This window comes from Dehalogenimonas sp. W, from assembly GCF_037094495.1.
Classification (GTDB): domain Bacteria; phylum Chloroflexota; class Dehalococcoidia; order Dehalococcoidales; family Dehalococcoidaceae; genus Dehalogenimonas; species Dehalogenimonas loeffleri.
Genome location: NZ_CP146612.1, coordinates 656337 through 679700 on the forward strand (window position 1 = coordinate 656337; position 23364 = coordinate 679700).

20 protein-coding genes are annotated in these 23364 nt (G+C 53.2%); 9 read left to right on the top strand and 11 right to left on the bottom strand.

What is annotated here, in order from left to right; genetic code table 11:
- Nucleotides 1-3: 3 nt before the first annotated feature.
- The 5 genes from V8247_RS03355 to V8247_RS03375 all read right to left on the bottom strand — a co-directional run bounded on the left by V8247_RS03355 (nt 4) and on the right by V8247_RS03375 (nt 5410).
- A complete protein-coding gene (locus V8247_RS03355) occupies nt 4-504 on the bottom strand; it encodes an HPP family protein (protein ID WP_338738754.1) in 501 nt (166 codons plus the stop codon).
- Nucleotides 495-938, bottom strand: coding sequence for a Holliday junction resolvase RuvX (gene ruvX, locus V8247_RS03360; RefSeq protein ID WP_338738756.1), 444 nt, complete (start codon nt 936-938; stop codon nt 495-497). Before ruvX ends, V8247_RS03355 begins: the two co-directional genes overlap by 10 nt.
- 6 nt (nt 939-944) lie before the next feature.
- Entirely contained in the window at nt 945-3515 is a 2571-nt protein-coding gene (gene alaS / locus V8247_RS03365) for an alanine--tRNA ligase (RefSeq protein WP_338738758.1), read from the bottom strand.
- A gap of 108 nt (nt 3516-3623) precedes the next feature.
- Nucleotides 3624-4451 carry a UTP--glucose-1-phosphate uridylyltransferase gene (locus tag V8247_RS03370; protein ID WP_338738760.1) on the bottom strand — a complete coding sequence of 276 codons (828 nt, stop codon included), beginning with the start codon at nt 4449-4451 and terminating at the stop codon, nt 3624-3626.
- Entirely contained in the window at nt 4448-5410 is a 963-nt protein-coding gene (locus V8247_RS03375) for an ROK family protein (protein WP_338738762.1), read from the bottom strand. Before V8247_RS03375 ends, V8247_RS03370 begins: the two co-directional genes overlap by 4 nt.
- Before the next feature lie 106 nt (nt 5411-5516).
- On the opposite strand from V8247_RS03375, the gene V8247_RS03380 reads away from it, so the two are divergent.
- The 6 genes from V8247_RS03380 to V8247_RS03405 all read left to right on the top strand — a co-directional run bounded on the left by V8247_RS03380 (nt 5517) and on the right by V8247_RS03405 (nt 12555).
- A complete protein-coding gene (locus V8247_RS03380) occupies nt 5517-6659 on the top strand; it encodes an iron-containing alcohol dehydrogenase (protein WP_338738764.1) in 1143 nt (380 codons plus the stop codon).
- 72 nt (nt 6660-6731) lie between these two features.
- Nucleotides 6732-7070 carry a hypothetical protein gene (locus V8247_RS03385; RefSeq protein WP_338738766.1) on the top strand — a complete coding sequence of 113 codons (339 nt, stop codon included), beginning with the start codon at nt 6732-6734 and terminating at the stop codon, nt 7068-7070.
- 314 nt (nt 7071-7384) lie between these two features.
- The gene (gyrB, locus tag V8247_RS03390) at nt 7385-9310 is read left to right on the top strand and encodes a DNA topoisomerase (ATP-hydrolyzing) subunit B (RefSeq protein ID WP_338738767.1); all 1926 of its coding nucleotides are present in this window, start codon (nt 7385-7387) and stop codon (nt 9308-9310) included.
- A 117-nt stretch (nt 9311-9427) separates the two neighbouring features.
- Complete coding sequence (locus V8247_RS03395) at nt 9428-9979, top strand: hypothetical protein (protein WP_338738768.1); 552 nt, start codon at nt 9428-9430, stop codon at nt 9977-9979.
- A gap of 1 nt (nt 9980) precedes the next feature.
- A complete protein-coding gene (locus V8247_RS03400; RefSeq protein ID WP_338738770.1) occupies nt 9981-10253 on the top strand; it encodes a hypothetical protein in 273 nt (90 codons plus the stop codon).
- A 97-nt stretch (nt 10254-10350) separates the two neighbouring features.
- The gene (locus V8247_RS03405) at nt 10351-12555 is read left to right on the top strand and encodes a bifunctional (p)ppGpp synthetase/guanosine-3',5'-bis(diphosphate) 3'-pyrophosphohydrolase (protein ID WP_338738772.1); all 2205 of its coding nucleotides are present in this window, start codon (nt 10351-10353) and stop codon (nt 12553-12555) included.
- Between the two features lie 19 nt (nt 12556-12574).
- On the opposite strand, the gene V8247_RS03410 is transcribed toward V8247_RS03405, so the two are convergent.
- The 4 genes from V8247_RS03410 to V8247_RS03425 all read right to left on the bottom strand — a co-directional run bounded on the left by V8247_RS03410 (nt 12575) and on the right by V8247_RS03425 (nt 18367).
- A complete protein-coding gene (locus V8247_RS03410; protein WP_338738774.1) occupies nt 12575-13597 on the bottom strand; it encodes an FAD:protein FMN transferase in 1023 nt (340 codons plus the stop codon).
- 20 nt (nt 13598-13617) lie between these two features.
- Nucleotides 13618-15402 (bottom strand): 4Fe-4S binding protein, encoded by a 1785-nt coding sequence (locus tag V8247_RS03415; RefSeq protein ID WP_338738776.1) that lies wholly within the window; start codon nt 15400-15402, stop codon nt 13618-13620.
- 22 nt (nt 15403-15424) lie between these two features.
- Complete coding sequence (locus tag V8247_RS03420) at nt 15425-16618, bottom strand: 4Fe-4S binding protein (protein ID WP_338738778.1); 1194 nt, start codon at nt 16616-16618, stop codon at nt 15425-15427.
- A 243-nt stretch (nt 16619-16861) separates the two neighbouring features.
- Nucleotides 16862-18367: a reductive dehalogenase gene (locus V8247_RS03425; RefSeq protein ID WP_338738780.1), complete on the bottom strand. Its 1506-nt coding sequence runs from the start codon at nt 18365-18367 to the stop codon at nt 16862-16864.
- A gap of 201 nt (nt 18368-18568) precedes the next feature.
- On the opposite strand from V8247_RS03425, the gene V8247_RS03430 reads away from it, so the two are divergent.
- The 3 genes from V8247_RS03430 (at nt 18569) to V8247_RS03440 (ending at nt 21864) form a co-directional block, all read left to right on the top strand.
- A complete protein-coding gene (locus tag V8247_RS03430; RefSeq protein ID WP_338738782.1) occupies nt 18569-20068 on the top strand; it encodes a reductive dehalogenase in 1500 nt (499 codons plus the stop codon).
- A 34-nt stretch (nt 20069-20102) separates the two neighbouring features.
- The gene (locus V8247_RS03435; RefSeq protein ID WP_338738784.1) at nt 20103-20384 is read left to right on the top strand and encodes a dehalogenase; all 282 of its coding nucleotides are present in this window, start codon (nt 20103-20105) and stop codon (nt 20382-20384) included.
- Nucleotides 20385-20448: 64 nt separating this feature from the next.
- The gene (locus V8247_RS03440) at nt 20449-21864 is read left to right on the top strand and encodes a reductive dehalogenase (RefSeq protein WP_338738786.1); all 1416 of its coding nucleotides are present in this window, start codon (nt 20449-20451) and stop codon (nt 21862-21864) included.
- 172 nt (nt 21865-22036) lie between these two features.
- Here V8247_RS03440 and V8247_RS03445 read toward each other — a convergent pair whose 3' ends face one another.
- Complete coding sequence (locus V8247_RS03445; protein ID WP_338738788.1) at nt 22037-22171, bottom strand: hypothetical protein; 135 nt, start codon at nt 22169-22171, stop codon at nt 22037-22039.
- Nucleotides 22117-23334 carry a 4Fe-4S binding protein gene (locus V8247_RS03450; protein ID WP_338738790.1) on the bottom strand — a complete coding sequence of 406 codons (1218 nt, stop codon included), beginning with the start codon at nt 23332-23334 and terminating at the stop codon, nt 22117-22119. The genes V8247_RS03445 and V8247_RS03450 overlap by 55 nt, the downstream gene beginning before the upstream one ends.
- Between the last annotated feature and the right edge of the window lie 30 nt (nt 23335-23364).

Consider the following 23364-nt stretch of genomic DNA (forward strand, 5'->3'; position numbering starts at 1 on the left):
TCCTCAAAATAAGTCTACCAGATAGCGCCCCAACGCCCGGCGGGTCAAGGCCAGAGCAACGGCGAAAATAATAATAGCCGGTATGGCTAAAAGAGCTCCGTCATAAATCAGCATCCCCAGCGCCGTCGCCGCAGCCGGCGGGTGTTCCGTATTGGTGGCCGCCATCAGAAACATCGCTACAGCCACCGACGCGGCGTAGGTGAAAACTGTCAACACCAGCGGCGCATCACCGGCTATTAAACCCGTCTGATAAAAGATAAATTGGCAGCCGGTGCCGGCGATAATGCCGACAATATGTCCGCCTACCAGCCGTCGCGGCTGAGCAGTAATGGAGTGCGGCATGGAAAATACCACAAAGGTGGAAGCCCCCAAGGCTGCCACAATAACGGCCTGAGTCAGGCTTTCCACAAAGAACAGGATGACAAACAAAGCGGCCAGCGCCATCAAACTCTGGACAATGTATGGCCGGGGATTTTTCTTGAAATGAGGGTCTATTATTTCCATGGTAAAGTCATCGGCCGGTTTTCGTCCAGCCAGTCCTGCAGAATCACCGCCGCCGCCACCGCGTCGTCCCGCTCCCGGGAATAAAAACCCTTTTTCCGCTTGCGGTTAGCCTTCATGATTTCCTGGGCACCGGCGGTAGAAAACCGTTCATCCTGAAAAAGCACCGGCGTATCGGTCAGCGAGGCCAGCCGTTGGGCAAAGCCCTGCACCCGTTCGGCCTGCGTGCCGACAACCCCGGTCAATAACCGCGGCAGACCGACGATGACTTTAGCGGCCTGATACTGGCTGATGATTTTGACAACCGCCTCAGCATCAGTCAGTTCGTCGCAGCGCTCCAGAATCGTCAGCGGGCGGGCAATGATGCCCATCGGATCCGACAAAGCCACCCCGACCCATTTATCCCCGACGTCCAGACCAATGACGCGCTCAAGCACGGTATCCTACCTGACGAACTCGCTGACGGCATCCAGGGCTTCCTGGAGTTTGTCTTTATCGCGCCCGCCGCCCTGGGCCAGATTAGGTTTACCGCCGCCGCCGCCGCCGGCAATCTGAGATAATCGCTTGATGATGTTACCGGCGTGATAGCCCCTGGTCACCAGTTCGGGACTGACCGCGGCCAGAAAAACCGGCTTATCCGCCCAGACCGAACCCAAAACGATAACCGCGGCACCAAGTTTAGGCCGCAGTTCATCAATCATGTCCCGCAGCGTGTCCATGTTGACTTCATGCACCGCCGCCGCCAATAGTTTACCGCCATCAATTTCCCGCGCACTGCTGATAAGGGCAGCCGCGTCCTGCCGGGCCAATTCCCGTTCCAGCGCGGTCACAGTATGCCGGCCGGCATCAATTTCTGCCTGAAAACGGGCGGTTTTTTCTTCAAATGCCTTGAACTGCTCCCGGAGCCAGGCTTCAGCCCCGCGGCCGGTGACCGCTTCAATGCGCCGGAGTCCGGCGCCGACGCTGGATTCACTGATAATCTTGAAATACCCGATTTCACCAGTCGTCTTGATGTGAGTGCCGCCGCACAGCTCAGCAGACACTGGTTCGTCGCCGCCAATCGCCAGCACCCGCACCGTCTCACCGTACTTTTCACCGAACAGCGCAGTGACGCCGGATTTCAGGGCCTCCTGGTAACCGGTTTCGGCAGCAGTGACGGGATGATTCTCGCGAATACGCTCATTAACGATATCCTCAACCCGGGCGAGCTCTTCCGGCGCAACCGCCTTCAGATGGGAAAAGTCAAAACGCAATCGCTCCGGCGCCACTACCGAACCCCGTTGCTGGACGTGTTCACCCAGCACTTCTCTCAGAGCCGCCTGCAGTAAATGGGTAGCTGTGTGGTTACGGGCAGTGTCGTAGCGACGGGATGGGTCCACACTGGTCAGCGCCTCGTCGCCGATACCGAAGCCGCCCTGACTGACATAACCCTGATGCAGCGTCACTCCTGGTGACAGCAGCACCGTACCGGTCACTACAAAGATGTTGTCACCGGCGGTAATGCGGCCAGTATCTCCGGTCTGGCCGCCCATCTCAGCATAGAAGGCGGTTTTGTCCAGTATCAAGCCGCCCTGCTCACCGTCGGCAATGGCATCAGCCTGGTTATTGTGCTTGATGATACCGTTAACCGTGCCGTATTGTGCCAACTGGTCGTAACCGGTAAAGCAGGTGGCGTTGAACGAGTGACTGCCATGACCGGCCTTGTCCAGCACAAATTTAGCTCCGGCCCGGGCCTTCTCCCGCTGCCGCTCCATTTCCTGCTGGAAACCTGCCGCGTCAACTTCAAAGCCATTGCCGGCGGCTATTTCAACGGTCAGATCCAGCGGAAAACCGAAGGTATCATACAACTTGAAGGCCTGTTCGCCGGTAATACGGCGGTCGCCGGCAGCCGCCGCCATCATGTCCTCCAGCAACTGCATGCCGGTTTGAAGCGTTTCTGCAAAGCGGGACTCTTCCCGCGCCACCAGTTCAATGATGAAATCCCGGCGGCTTTTAAGTTCGGGGTAAACCTGCCCCATATGAGCTATAACCGCCTCCACCAGCGGCACCATAAAGGGCTTTTCCAGACCCAGCATCCGGCCGAAAAGGGCTGTCCGGCGCAACAGCCGCCGCAGCACATAGCCCCGGCTTTCGTTGGACGGTATAACGCCGTCAGCGATGAGGAAGGTGATGCCGCGTGAATGCTCGGCGACAATGCGCATGGCGCGGTCGGTTTCAACGTCGGCCCCGTATTTTTTCCCGGACACTTCAGCCACTTTATTCAAGAGGTAGTCAAACCGGTCAGTCTGATAAACGGTGGATTTGCCCTGCATGATGGCCGACAGTCGTTCCAGGCCCATGCCGGTATCAATATTGGGCCGGGGCAGCGGCGTACGGGCGCCGCCGGTATCCTGATTAAACTGCATAAACACCAGATTCCAGATTTCGCAGAAGCGGCCGCAGGAACAGGCCGGGCCGCAGTCAGGCTTACCGCAACCCACTGCCTCACCGAAGTCATAATGAATCTCGGAGCAGGGGCCGCAGGGACCAGAATCTCCGGCCGGGCCCCAGAAATTATCCTTCTCTCCCAGCCGCACGATACGCTCCGCCGGGACCCCCTTGTCACGCCAGAAACGGATGGCTTCATCGTCATCCAGAAAAACCGTGACCCACAAACGCTCTTCCGGCAGCCGGAGACGGTCGGTCACGAATTCCCAGGCGAAGTCAATGGCCTCTTTCTTAAAATAATCCCCAACCGAGAAATTGCCCAGCATTTCAAAGAAGGTCAGATGGGAAGAGTCCCCGACCGAGTCAATATCGGTGGTGCGGAAGCATTTCTGCGTGGTGGTCAGTCGGGTCGCCGGAGGCTTTTCCTTGCCCAGAAAATAGGGCTTAAACTGCACCATGCCCGCCGTGGTTAACAGCAGGGTCGGGTCGCCATGGGGAATAAGCGACGCGGAAGGCATGACCTTATGGCCTTTCTCCGCGAAATAATCCAGAAAAAGTCTGCGTAACTCATCACCATTCATGGGCATGATAATCTAACACCTGTCTTGAATAATATAGCTTTAGATTGTAGGCGAGGGGTATGGGGATGTCAATTCATCCATCGGGCGGAATGTCCGTTGAAAAGCCAACTGTTATCAGTGCGGTTTTAACTTATCAGCCCAGGCATTATTGGCCGCCAGCCAGCCCTCCGGGGTACCGGTGTCATAACGGGTGCCTTCAAATTCACAGGCGAAGACCGGCTGGTCTTCCAGAAGCAATTGAATGGCGTCAGTCAATTGAATCTCGCCGCCTTTGCCCGGCTTGACCCTGGAGAGCGCCTCAAATATCTGCGGCATCAGCAGGTAGCGGCCGACAATAGCCAGGTTGGAAGGCGCGTCCTGCGGCCTGGGTTTCTCCACCAAACCTTTCACCCGGTATACCCCCGGCGCCGTTGTTTCGGCATCAATAATACCGTAATGCCCAGTATCTTCCGGACGGCACTTTTCCACCAGCAGAATATTGCCGGGGTGCCTTTTGTACACTTCCAGCATCTGCTTGAGCACCGGCTCTTTGGCGTCAATAACATCATCGGGCAGCACCAGAGCGAATGGCTCGTCACCCACCGTCTCCGCCGCCAACCCGGCGGCATGACCCAGCCCCAGCGGTGCTGACTGATACACCCGGCTGAAATGCGCCATCCGGGACAGGCCACGAACCTGTCGCAGGCTTGAGGCGTCACCCCGAGCCACCAGTAAGGTTTCCAGCCCCGGGTCCGGGCTGAAATAGTCCACGACAGACTCCTTGCCGTGAGCGATGACAAAAGTAATATCTTTAATGCCGGACGCTGTTATTTCCTCCACCGCGTATTGGACTACCGGCTTGGCCGCCAGTGGCAGCATTTCCTTGGGAACACTTTTGGTAATCGGCAGGAACCGGGTGCCGGCGCCGCCGGCGGCAATGACCGCTTTCTTGAAATGACTCATAAACCGAGCTCCTCCCTGGCGAACAGCGCCGCGCCGACTGCGCCAGCTTCATCGCCTAAAGCGGCCGGCACAATCTTCACCCGTGACGCCGGCAGCTTGTAGGCGTGTTCGGCCACCGCCCGGCGCACCGGCGCAAAGAGCTGCTCCCCGGTCTGGCTGACGCCGCCGCCGATAACAATTAGCTCCGGATTAAAGACATTGACAATACTGATAATACCTGTACCCAGTGCCCGCATAGCGGCGTCAAAAACCTCTTTGGCCAGCGGGTCGCCGCTCAAAGCCGCGGCAGCCACATCCGCCGCGGTAATCCGGCCCTGTCGCGCCAGCACATCAGCCAGACTGGACGCCACGCCGGAATTGAGTAAATTGACCGCCTTCCGCGCTATGGCGGTGCCGGAAGCGTATTGTTCCAGACAACCGTAGCCGCCGCAGGTATCTGCCGGGCCGTTAAGATCAATGATCGTATGGCCGAATTCACCGGCGGTGCCGTCCGCGCCCTGATAAAGCTTATTATCTACGATAATGCCGCCGCCGATACCGGTGGACACTGTCAGAAAAATCATGTCGCGGCTACCCCGCCCGGCACCCAGATGGTGTTCCGCCAGCGCCGCGGCGCTGGCGTCATTAAGCATCACCGCCGGGATACCGTAGCGCTGAGATAAGAGTTCCCGCAGCGGGGCACCATTCACCGCCATCATATTGGGCGAATGGGTGACAACGCCCTTTTTCAGGTCAATCGCCCCGGCAGAGGCCAGTGCCACCGCCGCCGGAGATGAAGCCGCAGCGGCCAGCACGTCATCAAGGGCGGCGTAGAGGTTGGCGAGAATGTCTTTCAGCTCGCCGTCACCCGCCGATTCCCGTTTGCGCCGGTGTTGCAGCTTGCCGTCACCGCTCACAATACCGGCCAGCACCTTGGTTCCGCCCAGGTCGGCCACCAAAATCTTCGGCACTTCTTTCATCGCTTAAAATTATAAGCCCCACCTTCGGCACCGCGCAAACCTGCATCATTGACTCATCCGGCGCCTCAGGCATATATTGGTAGGCAATACGCAATTGGAGGCTGACATGGCTGTATCGGAATTCAATCTACCCACCAAAGTAATCTTCGGCGAGGGCTCATTCAACCGCCTTGCCGATGAGGCGGCAGGGCTGGGCCAGCGTGCGGTGATTGTTTCCGGCATGAAAAACCTGCGCCGTCTTGGTGTTTTGGATAAGGCAGCCGATATGCTGGAGCGCGCCGGAGTCCAGGCTTTTCTGTTTGATAAAATTGAGCCTAACCCGCGGGCGGCCACCATTGATGAAGGTGCAGCGCTGGTCCGCAGTGAGCATATAGACCTGGTTATTGCCCTGGGCGGCGGTAGTGCCATGGACGCCGCCAAAGGCATCGCCCTTGCCGGCGCCGACACCCACCCGGTCTGGCACTATATCACTACCCATGACAATCCCGCCGGTAAGGTGCCGCCGCTGTTGACGGTGCCGACAGTGGCCGCCTCCGGCTCCGAAGTCAATTCCGGAGCTGTCATCACCGATTGGGAGAGTCACCAGAAACGGGTATTATCCCGCCCTTCATTACAACCCCGGACCGCCATTATTGACCCCGAACTGACACTGTCTTTACCGCTGAAACCGACCCTCCAGGGCGGCGTAGATATTTTCTGCCACGCCCTTGAGCCATACATCACGGCATCCGAACCTGAAGACCTCAACGACGGGTGGCGTGAGGCCATGATGCGCAACGTGGTCAAGTATTTGCCGATACTTTGCGATAATCTACATGACCTTGAAGCCCGGCGCGCTCTGGCCTGGACTTCCACCATGGCTTGTTCCGCCTTTTCCGGCCTGGGCGGGGGCAACGGCGCCATGACCCTGCACGGTATGGAACATCCGGTTTCCGGGCTGTATGATATCGCCCACGGCGATGGTCTGGCCGCCATGCTGCCGGCCTGGCTGGCTGATGTTGCCCGGGTTAAGGCTGACCGGATAAACCTGCTTGGTGAGCGCGTCTTCGGCGCCGGTAATGGACTCAGTGCCGTTGAAGACTGGCTGAAAGGCATCGGCATGCGGCTGCGGCTGGAAGGTTTGGGGGTGGCCAAAAGCGCCATTCCGGAACTTGCCCGGCTGGCGCCGGTCTCCTCGCCATGGATTGTCAATAACCCCACTGAAGTCAGTAAGGCTGATTTGGAACGCCTCTACCGCATGGCGTGGTAACGTCAACCGTTGTTTTTTGTACGGGGGGGGGTAAAATAGCCCGATACTATGAATCGGGGAAAGGTTAATATTATGGCGGCTAAAAAAACACCCACCAAAGGGGACCTTCAGTCCCTGCTGCTAATAAATATCCTGGCTACCGTCGTTTTCATCGGAATCATCATCGCCGTAGGACACTACCGCCATTTTGAGTTCTGGCTGGTAGCCGCCGCTTACATCGCCTTCGCCTACATCGTTGCCCGGATTCCTGCTCGGTGGGGCAACTGGCGATGGGTACTGATCGTTGCTGGTTATCTTGCTGCCATGTTGATGGGGCAGTATATTCCCATTGAACCCGATATTTCTTCGGTCAACATCATCTTGCTGCTGGCGCTGTTCTGGCTGCCGTTCATGAACGGCTATCGTCAGTAAAAGACCGCTTAAGGTTGAGCACAAGTGCCTTTCTCACCCTTGCGTGGTGAATTGTGGCATCCAGGAGGAGATGTTGCCTCCTTCGCCGCACTGCCGCTAAGGCGATACCAACCGCACATCACCAACGCGAAGCAGGCTGTTAATTACTGTTACGGCTCCCTCTTTCTTTGCCCCTTACGTTCCTAAAATGTTATAATACTCGGGCTTGAAGCACATGATTTACGAACATTCATCCCCTCTGACATTCCTGCCCGGCGCGGTTTTCGCCCGGTGCTTCCCGGCCAGACCGTCAAATTTCGTTTTAAGGTAGAACTATGGCTGAAGAAAAGCTCACTGATACTCAAAAAGCAGACAGCTACACCGCTGAAGATATCCAGGTTCTCGGCGGACGGGAAGCCGTACGCAAACGCCCGGGCATGTACATCGGCTCCACCGATTACCGCGGTCTGCACCACCTGGTCTATGAAGTAGTCTATAACTCCGTTGATGAGTCCATGGCCGGCTATTGCGACAAAATCAACGTCATTATCCACAGTGATGAATCCATTTCCGTTGAGGATAACGGCCGCGGCATCCCGGTTGATATCCAGAAGAAAACCGGGGTTTCAGCGCTGGAAACGGTGATGACCGTGCTGCACGCCGGGGCTAAATTCGGCGGTAAGACCTACCAGGTATCCGGCGGCTTGCACGGCGTCGGCGCCTCAGTGGTTAATGCGCTGTCGGAATGGGTTTCGGTGGAAGTCCGCCGCGATGGCAATCTCTATCGCCAGCAGTACCGGGAAGGTATCCCGGAGGCCCCGGTGGCGATTGTCGGCGAATCCTGCGGCACCGGCACCACCACCACGTTCAAATTTGACCCCAAGATTTTTAATGATGCCAGCTACGATTTCAAGACCCTGACCGAGCGGATGCGGGAAATCGCCTACCTCAATAAAGGGTTGGAGATTTCCATCACCGATCGCCGGGTTGATAAGGAACAAACTTATTACTTTGAGGGCGGCATCACCGGTTTCGTACGCCACCTTAATCACAACCGTATAACCATCCACCGGTTGCCCATCGCCATCTACAAGAAAGTAGATTCCTCCATGGTAGAAGTGGCCATCCAATACAATGACGGCTACTCCGAGACCAATTTCAGCTTTGCCAATTGTATCAATACTCAGGATGGCGGCACCCACCTGACCGGCTTCCGTTCGGCTATGACCCGCGTCATCAACGACTATGCTTATAAGAATAAAATGGTCAAGGATTCCGACCCCAGCATCATGGGCGATGACTGCCGCGAGGGTCTGGTCAGTATCGTGTCGGTTAAACTGCCGGAGCCGCAGTTTGAAGGCCAGACCAAGGGCAAACTGGGCAATGCGGAGATGAAGAGTATGGTGGAAAGCGTGGTCGTTGACCAGCTGGCGCTGTACTTTGAAGAGCATCCGGACGAAGCCAAGAAAATTATTGATAAAGTACTGACCTCCGCCCGCGCCCGGGATGCGGCCCGCAAAGCGCGCGACCTGATCATCAAGAAGAACTCACTGGACGGCGGTTCACTGCCGGGCAAACTGGCCGAGTGTTCAGAAAAAGAGCCGTCACTGTGTGAGCTTTTCCTGGTTGAGGGTGACTCTGCCGGCGGCTCGGCCAAGCAGGGGCGCAACCGCCGCTTTCAGGCAATCCTACCGCTCCGCGGTAAGATTCTGAACGTGGAAAAGGCTGCCCCGGACAAGATGTTGTCCCACGAGGAAATCCGGGCCATCATCACCGCCCTCGGGGCCGGCATTGACGATGATTTTGATTTCAATCGGTTGCGTTACCACCGGGTGGTACTAATGACCGATGCCGATGTTGATGGTTCTCACATCCGCACGCTGCTGTTGACCTTCTTCTTCCGTCACATGAGTAAGCTCATCGCCAACGGCGGGCTTTACATCGCTCAGCCGCCGCTGTATCGCATCAAGCAGGGGCAAAATGAACGCTGGGTCTACAACGACGCGGAAAAAGAGGAAGTCCTTAAGGAGTTCAAAGGCAAAAGCGTTGACATCCAGCGGTACAAAGGTCTGGGTGAAATGTCCGCCGAACAGCTCTGGAACACCACTATGAACCCGGCCACCCGCACCATGCTGACCGTTGAGGTAGAGGATGCCGTCGGTGCCGACGCCACTTTCAACCTGCTGATGGGCGACCAGGTCCCACCGCGCAAGGCCTTTATTCAGGCTCACGCCAAGCAGGTTAAAAATCTGGATATATAATTCATCGTAACGCTTTATGACAAATAAAAGGGGCTTACAGCCCCTTTTATTGTATCGCCCGACCGGCGGTGACCCATTGAAATAACCACCCCCTTGGAGTATGCTGGAAGCCGTAATATGACTGCTATTGAAACCGAAAATAAAGACGCCCCGCCTGACAAGGAAGAGCATCAGGAGCTGCCGAGTTTAGAGCTGGTTTACACTGAGGTCAAGGACCGGCTGGAGGTACAGCTGGCGCAGATTGACGCCCTGGACGGCAAGTTCGGCACGCTGATGTTTGTCTCCAGTGTCGTTATCGGTATGGGGGCTGCGGCTCAGGCGGCCATTCTGGGCACCATTCATGAAACTATTCCGATGGTGCTGTTCTCGGTTCCGATTATCTTTTACGTGATTACGGTTATTTTGGCGATGCAAAGCTGGGTCAGACGGCCTTATTTTCGGGACCCGGAGCCCCGGCCATTGCGTGACTATTATATATCCCAGCCTTATGAGTTCACAAAACGGCGGCTGACCACTCACTTCATTTCGTCGTATGAGTGGAATGCGGTGGTAATGAGAAAAAAGGTGAACGGCCTGCGCATTGCAGTCTGGTTCTTCCTGCTTCAGGTGGTCTCGCTGACTCTGGTGCTGGCCAGCCGCCCGTGGATAAGTCAAATATTTGGAGACTAACATGCCCAACGATAAAGCGGATTTCCCTCAGCAAAAGTCGGAAACCGAAAACCAGACTGATAAATCAACGAAATCGGAAGATAAAGAAGCCCCGGGCGAAATCCATCCGGAAACCGATAATCCGGATGAACTGGATCCGCGGCTTTTCAGCCCGTTGCAGGCTGCCGATGCGGCGCCGCCTGAAGAACGTATTCCGGAAATTGTGCCAACCGAAGAGCCTTCCACCGATAATGAAAGTGAAGAGGAAACCGATCAGCCACCAAGTGGATCCTGACCTGTCGACCACGAAACATTCCTAACGATTAGACTGACGGCTGACAGGAGTCAGCCGTTTTGTTATACTTAAGAATCAACCATTTTATGGTAAATACATGGAAATAACCGTCCTTCTTGATGCCTGTGCCCGCTACCTGCCGCCTGAGAAACTGGAAATTATCCAGGCGGCCTATGATTTTGCGGCCGAAGCGCACCTGGGACAAACCCGCCGCTCCGGCGAACCCTACATTGAACACCCCCTGGCCGTCGCCCTGGAACTGGCCGATCTTCAGTTGGACACCACCGCTATCGCCGCCGCCCTGCTGCACGACGTCCCGGAAGATTCCAATGTTACACTGGCCAAAATTGAGGCGAGTTTCGGCCCGGACGTCGCCCGGTTGGTTGACGGGGTAACCAAGCTGGCCAAGCTGTCATTGGCCGCCCCCGGTGAAACCCGATTTTCCGGCAATACCACCTACGAACGCCAGGCGGAAAACCTGCGTAAAATGCTGGTGGCGATGGCCGAAGACCTGCGGGTAGTGTTTATCAAGCTGTCTGACCGTCTCCATAATATGCGCACACTGGATGCCATGCCGCCGGACAAACAGAAGGACATCGCCCGGGAAACGATGGAAATATACGCCCCGCTGGCCCATCGGCTGGGTATCTGGGAGATCAAGTGGCAGCTTGAAGACCTTTCTTTCCGCTTTCTGGAGCCGGTACGCTATAAACAATTGGCCCGCCTCATCGCCGGCAAACGCGGGCAGCGCGAAGAGTTTATCGCCAAAGTTATTGATATCTTAAAGGCCGAATTTGAAAATTCCGGCCTCAAGCCGGAAGTCAACGGCCGGGCTAAGCACATCTTCTCGCTACACCAGAAAGCCGAAAAATACGCCGCTCAGGGACGGCATTTTGACGAAATTTATGACCTGTCGGCCATCCGGGTGCTGGTGAACTCCGTCCACGAATGTTATTCCGCCCTGGGCGCCGTTCATAATCTGTGGCATCCCATTCCCGGTTCTTTTGATGACTATATCGCCAACCCCAAACCCAACGGCTACCAGTCGCTCCACACCGCCGTACTTTCCCTTAACGGCACGCCGCTGGAGATTCAGATCCGCACTTATGAGATGCACCGGCTGGCTGAATACGGTGTGGCTGCACACTGGCGCTATAAGGCCAATGAACGCTCCGCCAGCCATAATGAAGACCGTATTTCCTGGTTGCGACAGTTGGTAGACTGGCACCGTGACTTGTCCGGCGCCGAGGAGTTTCTGGAATCGGTCAAGACCGACATCTTCAATGACCAGGTATTTGTCTTTACCCCGGGCGGTGAGATCAAGGACATGCCGAAAGGGGCAACCCCGCTGGATTTCGCCTACCGGGTACATACCGAACTGGGCAACCGTTGCATCGGGGCTAAAGTCAACGGTAAACTGGTCAGCCTGGACTATCAGCTCAAAAACGGTGAGGTCGTGGAGATTGTCACCACCCGCAAAAATAAGGGGCCGTCACGAGACTGGCTCAATCCAAATCTGGGCTATGTCAAGACCTCGCACGCCATTACCAAGATACGCCAGTGGTTTAAAAAACAGGAACGCACCGAAAACATAGAAAAAGGCAAGGAGATACTGGAGAAAGAGTTCCGCCACATGGGACTCAAGTTTCCGGAACTCAAGTCTCTGGCCGCCGGATATAACTACGATACCACCGATGATTTTCTGGCAGCCATCGGTTACGGCGGTCTTTCCGCCCATTCGGTGGCACTGACCCAGGTGCCGGTAGTTGACACGCCGAAAACAACCACACCGGAGGTGACCCAGCCGGTTAACCCACCGCCGGGGAAAGTGATTGATACCGGTATCTCTGTCATGGGCCTGGGTGACATTCTGACCAGGATGGCCGGGTGTTGCCAGCCGCTGCCGGGGGACGACATTGTGGGTTACGTCACCCGTTCTCAGGGCGTAACCATCCACCGGGCGGACTGTCATAACGTGACCAAGGAAGACGAGCCGGAACGCCTGATTCGGGTAGCCTGGGGCAGGAATGACCGCCTGTACCCGGCGCGCCTTCAGATTACGGCCTGGGACCGGGTTGGCCTGGTACGTGATATTTCCACGCTGATCGCCGATGAAAAGGTTAACATCACCAGCATGACCGTCTCAGAAAGCCCGGACCACGTCACCACCGTCGTGTTGTTCATTGAAACCAAGAGTCTTTCCCAGGTTGCCCGCCTGATTTCCAAGACAGAAGGCATCAAAGGCGTAACCAGTGTCATCCGGTTGGGAGAAGACGTAAAACGGCCTAAAGCCGATAGTTAACCGGCTCTGAGCCTTGAGGCTAACCTACCACTGCTCCGAAATTACTGGTGGCGTGCCGTTTCATGCCTTTATCAATGAGTAAGGCTTGAACACCCGGCAGCGTCTCAAATAGTGCCAGCGACTCCGAAACACCCATGACCATGGCGGCAGTAGCCAGGGCATCGGCATAGGCAGTATCGGCGGCAATGACAGTGGCGGAAGCCACTTCCCGCGGTGAATGTCCGACTCTGGGGTCAATTATATGGTGCCAGGAATAATCAGCAGTAAAAGCGTTCTCGTAATCACCGGATGTCGCCAGGCAGTCATTGGATGTTTGGATAACTTCATAGTAACCAGCCAGCGCCCGCGGATGAGTCAGACCAATCTTCCAAGCCTGACCATCCTCTCGCATCCCCCGTAGCGACATATCGCCCCCGGCTTCAACCATCACCTGGGTCAGGCCCCGGGCTTTCAACAGCGCCGCAGCCTGGTCAACCACATAGCCCTTGGCGATACCGTCAAGGGTCAGTCCCATGCCCGGCGCGGCCAGTGTAATACTCCGGTCTTTGGTTTCAATCAAACGGTAATCAACCGCTGCCCGGGTTGCTTCAATGTCACGTTCAGCCGGCGGGGAGCCGCCCTCAGCGAAACTCTGCGAGTAGAGTTTCAGCAAAGGCAGAACACTCACATCAAAGGCACCGGAACTTAGTTCAGAAAACGCCCGGGCTTTTTGAATAACCCCCACCAGTTCCGGGGAGGCATTGGCGATGGCGCCGGTTTTATTCAGAATGGACAGTTCACTTGCCGGGTCATGCCGTGACAGAATAAGTGACAAGCGCTGGATCTCGGCAAAAGCGTCTTCAATGGCACCGTTGGCCCGCTCAGCTTCGGTCTCAATCAGTTTGATGGTGATGAAAGTGCCCAACAAGGGCCTGGTTTCGGCAAACTCCCGAGCGCTTCCGGATTCAATGAGTTCCTTTATTCCGAACCCGCCGAGTGCCAGAACCCCGGCACCGACAGCGGTAATACGGACGAAATCCCTGCGGTTGATATTATTCTTCATATTCCAGACTCCCGATGGTATTAGGCTAGTATATCAGTCAATTTCATAAAAGTAACGGCCGCAATCAACACCACGCCGATTGCCACCAGTACCGTCAAAACAGTAGCAAAGCGTTTGTCCTTGGCGGAAACCGCCTCAGCGACCTGCCGGGCTTGTTCATAGCCGGCACCCGGCGTGATGGCGTTCCAATAGCAGGCCTCAATACAGCGGCCGCAATACACACAGACACCGGTTTCCAGCTGGTAATCCTTGAGATTATAACTCAAATCACACTTGAGGCACCGCTTGGCGTCAGCTACCGCCGCGGCATCAGGCAGAGTCTGTTCCGAGGCCGCCTGACTGCCGTCCGCAGCCCGAACATATTTTACCGGTACCGGGGAGGGGAACTTGCTTTTCAGGTCTTTGAGCGGCGTCACCGCTGCGTCTGACTCCGGCACGGCCAGCGTCTGGGTTAAATCGCCGGAACCGCCCAGATACCGGTCAACCGCCGCAGCCACCCACCGCGCAGCGGCGATGGATTCAATAACTGAGCGTTGCTCGTTAACGGCATCGCCGGCGGCAAAAACCCCCGGGCTGACCCCCATCGGCTCGCGGGAAATATCCTCACTGCTGATGGTTGATACCACACTGTCAGCCTCAAAGAATTGCTCGTCAAGCGGCAACGGGTCATAACAGGCCTGATTATCGCTGTCATATCCCAAAGCACGAATCTTCAAACCCGCCACACCCTGAACCTTGCCATCCGCCGATACTACCCGGTAGAACAGCGATGAGGAATGAACGGTGACCCCCTCAGCTAGGGCCTGGTCAACTTCCCAGGCGTCGGCGTCCGTACCGCCTGTGTGTTCCTGCCCGAAGATATGGACCTCGGCTCCTTCACGAGCGGCAGCCAGAGCAATGCGGAACGCATCAGTCCCGCCGCCCAACACCATAACCCTGCTGCCCAGTTCCAGCGGCCATTCAGCCGCTATTTTCTTTAGCAGTTCCGACCCGGCGACAACCCCCTCGGCATCACACCCCGGAATCGGCAGTTTGATGGATTTGCCCCAGCCCTTGACCCCGATGGCCAGCGCTACGGCCTCAAACCCCTGGGCGAACAAGCTCGCTGTTGAATCAACGCTGGAGTTGGTTTTCACCTCAACCCCCAGGCTTTCAATAATACCGATTTCGGCAGCCACAACATCTTTAGGCAGTTGATAATCCGGGATGCTGGAGAGCATCTTACCGCCCTTATCTGGTAAGGATTCAAAAACGGTGACATCATGCCCCAGTATTTTCAAGAAGTAAGCGATAGACATACCGGCCGGACCAGAGCCGACCACGGCAACCTTTTTTCCCGAATCCGGCGCAATATTCAGCCGCTCCCGCCACACCCCATCATCTTTGGCCGCGGCAAAGCGCTTCAACGCACGGAGTTGCAATGAACCTTCATATTTACCGCGCTGACACTCTGATTCACAGGGACGTTTGCAGATATGCCCCAGCACCAGTGGCAGGGGCGCCCGTTCCCTGATAACCGCCGCCGCTTCAGAATACTTGCCTTCTCCGATAAAGCGGGCATAGCGGGATCCGTCAAGCCCGGCGGGACAAGCCTGCGAGCAGGGCGCGGCACGCATCCGCTTGGTCAGTTCGTCCGTACGATCAATCGTGATAGCGTCAACCGGACAGATACGGCTGCAACGACCGCAGGCCGTACAATGGCTTTCCGTCCATTTAAATTCTTCCTGACGTCCAAAAGTTTTAGCCCTGCGGCTGACCTGGTCTTCAGTTACTATCGTGATGTTTTTCATTTTTTGCTTCGTCATTTCTGCTATCCTTTCCAGCGGCCTAACGAGAGGTCAGCCGCCCGAAAGCGCCGGCAAACCAGGCTCTGATTTTCAACACTATGTCCATGGTAGCGCCTACCGGGCACAGGTAGTGGCACCAAAAGTCGTGGATAAACATGGCAATCCCAATCGTGACCGCAACCAGCAGCCACTGAATTACACTACCTTCAAGACTAAACAGCGTATTCCACGGTTCAAACACCGCCAGTTGCGGCTGACGGAAGATCAGCACCATCAGCACCACCACCCAAAGGATAATGTATCTGGTATTCCGCAGCATCAATTGACGCCGGGTAACCGGACGGGCCTTACTGCCGCCGATAAAATGAGCTGTCTCCTGAACAGCGCAGTAAGGACAGATCCAAAAACACCAGAAGTTCTTTCCGAAAATCAGTGCGAGTCCGATGATACCGAAGACGATGAGATAAAGGTATAGATTAGTTATCGGAGATGGTGCATAGCCGATAGGGAAGAGAATAAAATTGATGAGTGAGAGCATTCCGGAGAGTGCAATACCGAAGATGATGAAACCAAAGGCCAGCATAACTCCCCGGGTCCATCGCAATTTCCGTAAGGCCGGCACCAGTCGGAACAACATCACCAGTCCAAGACCGACCAGCAATAAGATTTCCGGGGAACCAAATTTGATCGGCACCTTAGGCCCAACATAGGGCTGCCCCAGATGTTCAGCCAAGAGCAATCGGGAATTATAGACACCCTGCGCCACCCCGGTTGATGACCTGGTGGCCCCGCTGACCTTATCAATATCTTCACCAAGAGTGAACGGCTCAGAAAAAGTGCGTCCGATATACTGAATAAAATGTTCATTTTCAGCTAGGCGCCCATACCACGCCTCAGTTTCCTGATGCTCCGGCACCAGCACATTCAGAATAGTGCCATCCATGCCCCAGGCCACCTCAATCAGCATTGGACCGCCGTAGCCCTGCCCCTGACCGGTGGTAATAAAACCCACCTGGGTACCGTCGGCACTGGCGGAGTAAAGGTATTGATTTTCCGAGGGAGCACTGGCTATAAGTTCAAATGTTGTCGCTTCCGGCATGACTTCTGGAAAATACTGTTCAACATCAGTACTGAGGTTAATCTCCCCGTATGTCCAAGCACCAATCAGGCTTAAAATAACGCCAATGACCAGAACTTTTTTTCCATGCAATTGCCAAAATGCGTTTTTTACCAATTATGCGCCCTCGCTTTCCATTCAATGGCAACCCGGCAACTAAAGCGTCCGATCATCCTTAGGTCAGGTGAATATTTATCACTATACCCGGGACAATTTTAAGATTTAAGGGGAATATTACCGCTAACTCAATTTTTGTGCAAGGTAAGAACTGGAGCTAAACCTGAATCCTTATTATGATTATACAGTCAGGAGGGGCTTTTTACAGCCCCTCCCAACCCTAATCTCTACAAAAGCCGTAACTTACCACCAGCGCCCGGATGTAGCGTCATATTTAAACGGAATTTCTCGGTTCCACCAATCATCCGTATCGTAATTATTGTATCCGAAAGCATCATCCATATTTCGGAAGAACCCATTGAATATTGTTGTCGTTCCCACTACTCCTTTAACCACTTCATGCACACTTGCAGCATCCAATTTCGAGAACACACATATTCCCTGGCAGTTACCACACAAGCCTGGATATCTCATGTTCCTATATGGCAGACATGTTTTCCAATTTGCATACCAGGTTCGTACGCCACCAGCATTCCAAGGTCCCGCCGTATCCCAACTCGGCTCTTTTTCAGTGCTTATTGAACCGCTGGGACAGGTGTCAGCACACTTCATGCAGGTTTCGCAGAACTTGAAGGCTCCGAAATCAATCGGCTTTTCATTCGGCACCGGCAAATCGGTGAGCAACATATTTGGTACCCGCCCGACCATCCCATACACCGGATGAATCATAATATTTGCACGCCCCAGCTCACCCTGACCACCCAGTACTGCAAATCCATTCACGTGTCCTGGGTTACTCCCTACGCCGGTATACCCTAGGGTACGCACAAAGGTCATAACCCGCCCCTGCAAAAAGTTCAATTCTGAATAAGCTTTAGCGACTGCCGCCCCACCAATATAGCTATCCCAGCTTTGGCCCACTTTATTTGAATAAAGGTTCTGGACAACGAGATAACTTATAACGTATTTACACTTCTTGGGAATAACGTACTTTTCCGGAGTAGCATAAGGCTGTTCAACATCCTCAAAAACATAGGGCCGACCGCCGCTGTCGTTGGCATAAATCAATTTCAAGGTATTGTCGTCAAGTTCTTGAAAGGATACATGCGCTGCTCCAAAATAATGAAATGCAGCTCTAATCATCCTCGCATTTTCTTCCGCGGAACCCTGATGCTTTGGAATTCCCACTTCCTGTGGTGTTTGAAAACCGCCTGGTAAGACTACCGGGAAATTTGAATCAGTAAAAAAACTATAGTAGCGATGAGCTTCGTGAATCCAACCCCATTGGGAACCCAATGCTATTCCCAAATCTTTCAGTTCAGCGCCTTTTTTGCCTGATTTTGCGTAGTCGATCATGCTGGCACGTTGTTCAGCCGCCCACTTTGCGGCAACATTCGGATACCCCTCAGCGCCCTCGGTATCTGCACCAGGATTGTATTGCTTCCTCAGGTCATACCTGGACATGGCGCTCCAGTCAATTTCTGCCGTAGGTGTATCCTTCTGTTTAACATACCACGGCAGCTTGTGACCGGCCTTTTGACTCGCCGCCAACTCATCTAAATCATGAAAAGATGGACCGACCGCTGAAGCGACTCCTAACCCAACACCCGTTACACCGAGTGCTTTCATGAAATCCCTCCGGGAAACTGTGTTGTGGAATTGAGACATGAACTTCACTCCTAAAAATAAAGAATGGTCATATATTACCATCTGAATACTTATCTGACATCGTACTAATAGCCTAATCATATATAGTCCTTTGGTATACTTTTATATACTTCTGTATATATACTTTCGTATATATACCTTATATACTAAATGCTTAGTCAAACTAGTCCTTTAGTACGATGTTATTTTTCGCAACTTAGCGCATAATTCCTCTCGTACCATCCATCATCTTGATGAAAACAGGAGGGCCTTTGGTTTTTGACCTCCGGGAGAGACCGGAAATTGTTTGCCGTAGTACCTTTGAAGTTTTTTAAAAATGGAGGTCGTTCGATGTCAAATTTTCACAGTACATTAAGCCGCCGTGAGTTTATGAAGGGATTGGGATTGGCAGGGGCTGGTTTGGGTGCGGTGGCTGCGGTTGCCCCACAATTCCAAGACTTGGATGAAGCAACCGGCTCAGAGAAAGCTGGCTGGAAAAGAGCATGGTGGGTTAAAAGTGTTGATGAGCCTTCAAACCCCATTGATTGGTCGCTGATGCAGCGATTAGACCAACGCCAGGTCAATGACTGGATGCCAGGCGGAAAATTCAATGACTCCCCAGAAATGAAGGCTATCCGCGAAAACAATACTGAGTATGTGGAAAAGTGGAGTACTGAGCGGTTTTATCCCGAGTACAAAGGTACGTCAACCAGAGACAACGCGATGAATCTGGTAGCCGGCGTGTCTACATCCATATATTCCACCGGTTACACCACACCATTCGATGGGATACAAATAGTCAAAACACCAGAACAACTTGGAATCCCTAAATGGGAGGGTACACCAGAAGAAAATCTGAAAACCCTCAGAGCCGCGTTCCGCACTTTCGGAGCTGCCGACGTCGCATGTATTGAAATAACGCCTGAAAAAACCAGGAAAATTATATTTAGCTACCAGCAACAATGCGCTGAACGACCCTACCCATATAAGGTAGCTAGGAACAAAAGATACGACTTTGAAAATATTGATCAGGCGTATTACACGGATGAAAAAATGGTAATTCCAGAAAAATGTCGCTATTTGATCGTATGGACCACTCTGATGCCACCGGAATTAACACTGAGAGAAGGTGTCCCGCTGGGAAAATCAAGCACTAGTCTGGCTTATGCGCGGTCTCAAACGATCAATACCAATGTCATGGAATTCATCAGAGCCCTTGGATACCAGACTTTAAGTGCATTCCGCGCAACCATGACACCGGCTGCCCCTAGGGGCATTCTATCTGGGATTGGTGAACACAATCGTATGTGCTTGCCAACCATGAGCCCGGAATACGGCATGTTTATCAGGACGGTAAACGGGATTTTAACCGATATGCCGATAGAAACCACCAAACCGATAGACGCTGGCATGTATCGTTTCTGCGAAAAATGCGGTATTTGCTCTGTCTCTTGCCCTTACGGCGCGCTACCGCAGGGTGATCCCTCTTGGGATACTGAATTTACCGGTCGCAACCCAGATCATCATATTTTCAACGGTAATACCCCCGGCTATGAAGGCTATCGAATGTATGTCAGTTTGTGTACCAAATGTGGTGTTTGCCAGGGCAATTGTCCGTTCAACACAATTAACCAGTCTTGGGTGCATAGTCTGGTAAAGGCTACAACAAGTACAACTTCATTATTTAATAGTTTCTTCCATTCAATGCAGAACAACATGGGATACGGAATCAAAAATCCGGCCGAATGGTGGGACCTTAAGGAGCATTGGAGTTGGGGATATCCCCCTAATTTCGTTGGATAAACCCTGAAACAAATTAATCGTGAGAGGTTTTTTTATGGAGTGGATAATATTTGCATTTATATTTGGCGCAGCGCTTGTATGGTTCATCGTCTGGCTAAGAAACAAACAATTATCATTGAAATGGTATGAATGGCTGGTTGGTGGGTTGGGAATTTTGTTGTTGATAGGCTCTGTTCAGCATTACTTGGGATCGCTTCGCGAGGATTATGCAACTCCAGGGGCTATCGGTGCCTTAATATTTGGACTGCCCGCATTGATTTTGTTAGCTCTGGCTTGGCAACTGGTTGTTAGACGAACCAAAACTCAACCAAACTAAACCACCAAGCGGTTGTGTGAATAAACCGAAACGTCCAGACAAAATAATGAGAGGAAGCAATAAAATGTCAAAATTTCACAGTAGTGTAAGCAGAAGGGATTTCATGAAAGGTCTTGGCCTCGCAGGAGCAAGTATCGGGGCTTTATCAGCAGTGGCGCCCATGTTTAGTGATATGGATGAGGTGATGGGAGCTCCCGCCGGGGATCTCAAACGACCTTGGTACGTAAAAGAAAAGGATACGCCAGCTGTTGAAATTGATTGGTCGCTAATGAAACGTTATGACAAAAGGATTTTTAGCACCGGTGATTTTCAAAAAATCAATGACGCATCAAAGGATTTGGTTCTCAAGCTTGAAGGCACGACTGACATAAATGAAGCCCATAGTAAATGGGCCAAAGCCAATACCCCAGGGATGACACTGAGAGACCAGGCTTTATGGAACGGGACTCAAATCAGTCGCAGCTTTGAACCTCCATATACTTTCTTAGGCCCCCAGAAATCAAAAACCCCGGAAATCCTCGGAGTACCGAAATGGTCTGCAACACCCGAGGAAAACACGCGTATTTTGAGAGTAGCCGGAAGATTGTTTGGCGCCTTCACCGTGGGCGTTGCCGAACTCAATGAACAAAACATCAAAATCATTTGGTCAAACAATGGCAAACAAGACATTGTGTTCGAAGATGTTGACGAACCGTATACTACGGCAACAAAATATGTAGTTCCCCGTAAGTGTAAATATGTCTTTGTTGCCGATACTCGTCATGGAGAACATGCGACCAAGACAGCTCCCGGAGCAATAATCAATTCCGCCCAACAGATAGCATATTTTACCGCGGCCCATATGGATTCAAGATTCCAGGAATTCTTGCGGACACTTGGTTACTCCTGCCTGGGTACCAGCCCTGCAGGCTCGGCATCATGGCCTGTGATGACAGGCGTAGGTGAGCTAGGGCGTGGAGCCAATGTTATTACACCCGAGCATGGGGCAATGCACCGGAAATTCAACTTCTTTTTCACCGACATGCCTCTGGCGCCCACTAAACCAATCGACGCAGGAATGAATCGTTTTTGTTATACATGTAAAAAATGCGGTATTCAATGCCCAACCAGTACCATTCCTATTGAGACAGAACCTACCTGGGAAGGTCATGGAGCATGGAATAATTCCGGCGTAAAGGCTTGGTTCCTCAATTACCCAACTTGTGGTGGTAAATTTGACTACAAGAGTACTTGGGGGCCAGGATACTGCGGTATGTGTATGGCCAATTGTGTCTTCTCAAAATTCGATGATGCCAACGTTCATGAGATTGTAAAGGCAGTCGCGTCCACCACCTCAGTATTTAATGCCTTCTTCAATAACATGGACGATACCTTCCAATATGGACAAAATTGGCGGGCGCATCAAATGGGCGACACATATATTGAGGACTGGTGGAATACTATGGGACCTGAATTCGGTTATCTCACTAGAACCGGATAAAATAATAAATTCCGACTAATAAGGGAAGAGGGGGTTAACCCCCTCTTCCCTTATTTAAACCAAAGTATTTCAAATCAGCCACCCAACCTCAATATCACGAGAAAATCAATATCGGGTGGTTCTTTGAAACGCGCTAAAATTAATATAAATGAGCTTGATCATTTTTTGATTGCTACACCTGTCCCAGCACCTCAGCCATCTTGTTAATAATAACAATCATGACCATGACGGCGCCGGTCAGCACCAGCAACCCTACAAAGATGTTGGAGGCGTAACGCGGTTTTGGACTGGTTTGTTTTTTGACCATTTTTCAACAATCCCCCGGCGGACTTTCAGAATAATATCCATTACGGCGCCGATTGGGCACAGATAATGGCACCAGAAATCGTATACAAACATGGAACCAGCCAGCGCAAAGAACATCAACACCCACTGGTCTTGAGTGCCCTTGAGGCTGAACAATACATTCCAGGGTTCAAACACCGATACGGACGGGTTCTTCAACGCAAGCACCAGAAACAGTGCTATGAACAACAGGACATAGCGCATATTCCTAAAGACCTTAAACCACTTTGCATCCGGCTGGATGCGCATGCGGAAGACCGTATGGATGAACTCCTGTACAGCCACGTAAGGGCAGAGCCAGAAACAGTAGAAGTTCTTGCCCAGTATTACCGCCAGGCCTAAAAAGCCAAAAACGACAATATATATGATAATAAATGTTTCCAGGTGCGGTGAATACCCGATTAGCCATGAAGCAATGTTGGTCAGACTGAGCGGAACGGAAAGCCAGATGCCGAAAACGATCAAGCCATAGGCCAAGCTGTAATTACGCAACCAGGTATAGCGCCGCAACCGGGGCGTCAGCCGCAGCAGTACCACCGAGAGAATGCCGAAGACAACCGCGATTTCTGGCCAGCCGAATTGGATGGGATCACCCGGTCCGGTATACGGCTGGCCCAGATATGATGCCATTATGGCACGGCCGTCACGAATACCGACCGCCACGCCGTTGGACGAAACCGTTGACCCGGTTACATTGTCTATGTCATCAAAAAGCCGCAGCGGCTCGCTGAAGCTTCGCCCAACATACTGCCCGAAGAAGTTATTGCGCTCCAACGCCCGCCACCAGGGCAGGTCCTCATGGTGTTGGGGAATGTTGACGGCAGTAATCGTGCCTTCCAGTGTCCAGTTTACCAGCACCGCCATCGGCCCGCCGTACCCGGGTCCTTCGGAGGCGGTGATATAACCAATTTCCTGACCTTCGGCATCTTTAGCCGCATAGACAGTCGCGCCACCGCTTGAGCGCACTGCGCTGAAGCTGTCAGCTTCGGGCATCGCATCGGGCAGAAACTGCTCATAACCGGTCAGCCCATGGCTGGCCTGACCATATATAGCCGCGCCAATAAGAGCAATCACCGCCAGGCCTAAAAATACCCGGGAAGTGTGCTTTCTAAAATAATTATTCAAGGATGACGCAACTTTCCGGATAGCGGCACG

What these genes read in the sequence shown, in the direction of transcription:
- V8247_RS03375 (WP_338738762.1), bottom strand. Translation starts at nt 5,410, where the DNA reads ATGAAAGAAGTGCCGAAGATTTTGGTGGCCGACCTGGGCGGAACCAAG.
- V8247_RS03395 (WP_338738768.1), top strand. Translation starts at nt 9,428, where the DNA reads ATGACTGCTATTGAAACCGAAAATAAAGACGCCCCGCCTGACAAGGAA.
- V8247_RS03410 (WP_338738774.1), bottom strand. Translation starts at nt 13,597, where the DNA reads ATGAAGAATAATATCAACCGCAGGGATTTCGTCCGTATTACCGCTGTC.
- alaS (WP_338738758.1), bottom strand. Translation starts at nt 3,515, where the DNA reads ATGCCCATGAATGGTGATGAGTTACGCAGACTTTTTCTGGATTATTTC.
- V8247_RS03425 (WP_338738780.1), bottom strand. Translation starts at nt 18,367, where the DNA reads ATGATTAGGCTATTAGTACGATGTCAGATAAGTATTCAGATGGTAATA.
- gyrB (WP_338738767.1), top strand. Translation starts at nt 7,385, where the DNA reads ATGGCTGAAGAAAAGCTCACTGATACTCAAAAAGCAGACAGCTACACC.
- V8247_RS03415 (WP_338738776.1), bottom strand. Translation starts at nt 15,402, where the DNA reads ATGACGAAGCAAAAAATGAAAAACATCACGATAGTAACTGAAGACCAG.
- V8247_RS03405 (WP_338738772.1), top strand. Translation starts at nt 10,351, where the DNA reads ATGGAAATAACCGTCCTTCTTGATGCCTGTGCCCGCTACCTGCCGCCT.
- V8247_RS03385 (WP_338738766.1), top strand. Translation starts at nt 6,732, where the DNA reads ATGGCGGCTAAAAAAACACCCACCAAAGGGGACCTTCAGTCCCTGCTG.
- V8247_RS03435 (WP_338738784.1), top strand. Translation starts at nt 20,103, where the DNA reads ATGGAGTGGATAATATTTGCATTTATATTTGGCGCAGCGCTTGTATGG.
- V8247_RS03400 (WP_338738770.1), top strand. Translation starts at nt 9,981, where the DNA reads ATGCCCAACGATAAAGCGGATTTCCCTCAGCAAAAGTCGGAAACCGAA.
- V8247_RS03440 (WP_338738786.1), top strand. Translation starts at nt 20,449, where the DNA reads ATGTCAAAATTTCACAGTAGTGTAAGCAGAAGGGATTTCATGAAAGGT.
- V8247_RS03370 (WP_338738760.1), bottom strand. Translation starts at nt 4,451, where the DNA reads ATGAGTCATTTCAAGAAAGCGGTCATTGCCGCCGGCGGCGCCGGCACC.
- V8247_RS03355 (WP_338738754.1), bottom strand. Translation starts at nt 504, where the DNA reads ATGGAAATAATAGACCCTCATTTCAAGAAAAATCCCCGGCCATACATT.
- V8247_RS03380 (WP_338738764.1), top strand. Translation starts at nt 5,517, where the DNA reads ATGGCTGTATCGGAATTCAATCTACCCACCAAAGTAATCTTCGGCGAG.
- V8247_RS03445 (WP_338738788.1), bottom strand. Translation starts at nt 22,171, where the DNA reads ATGGTCAAAAAACAAACCAGTCCAAAACCGCGTTACGCCTCCAACATC.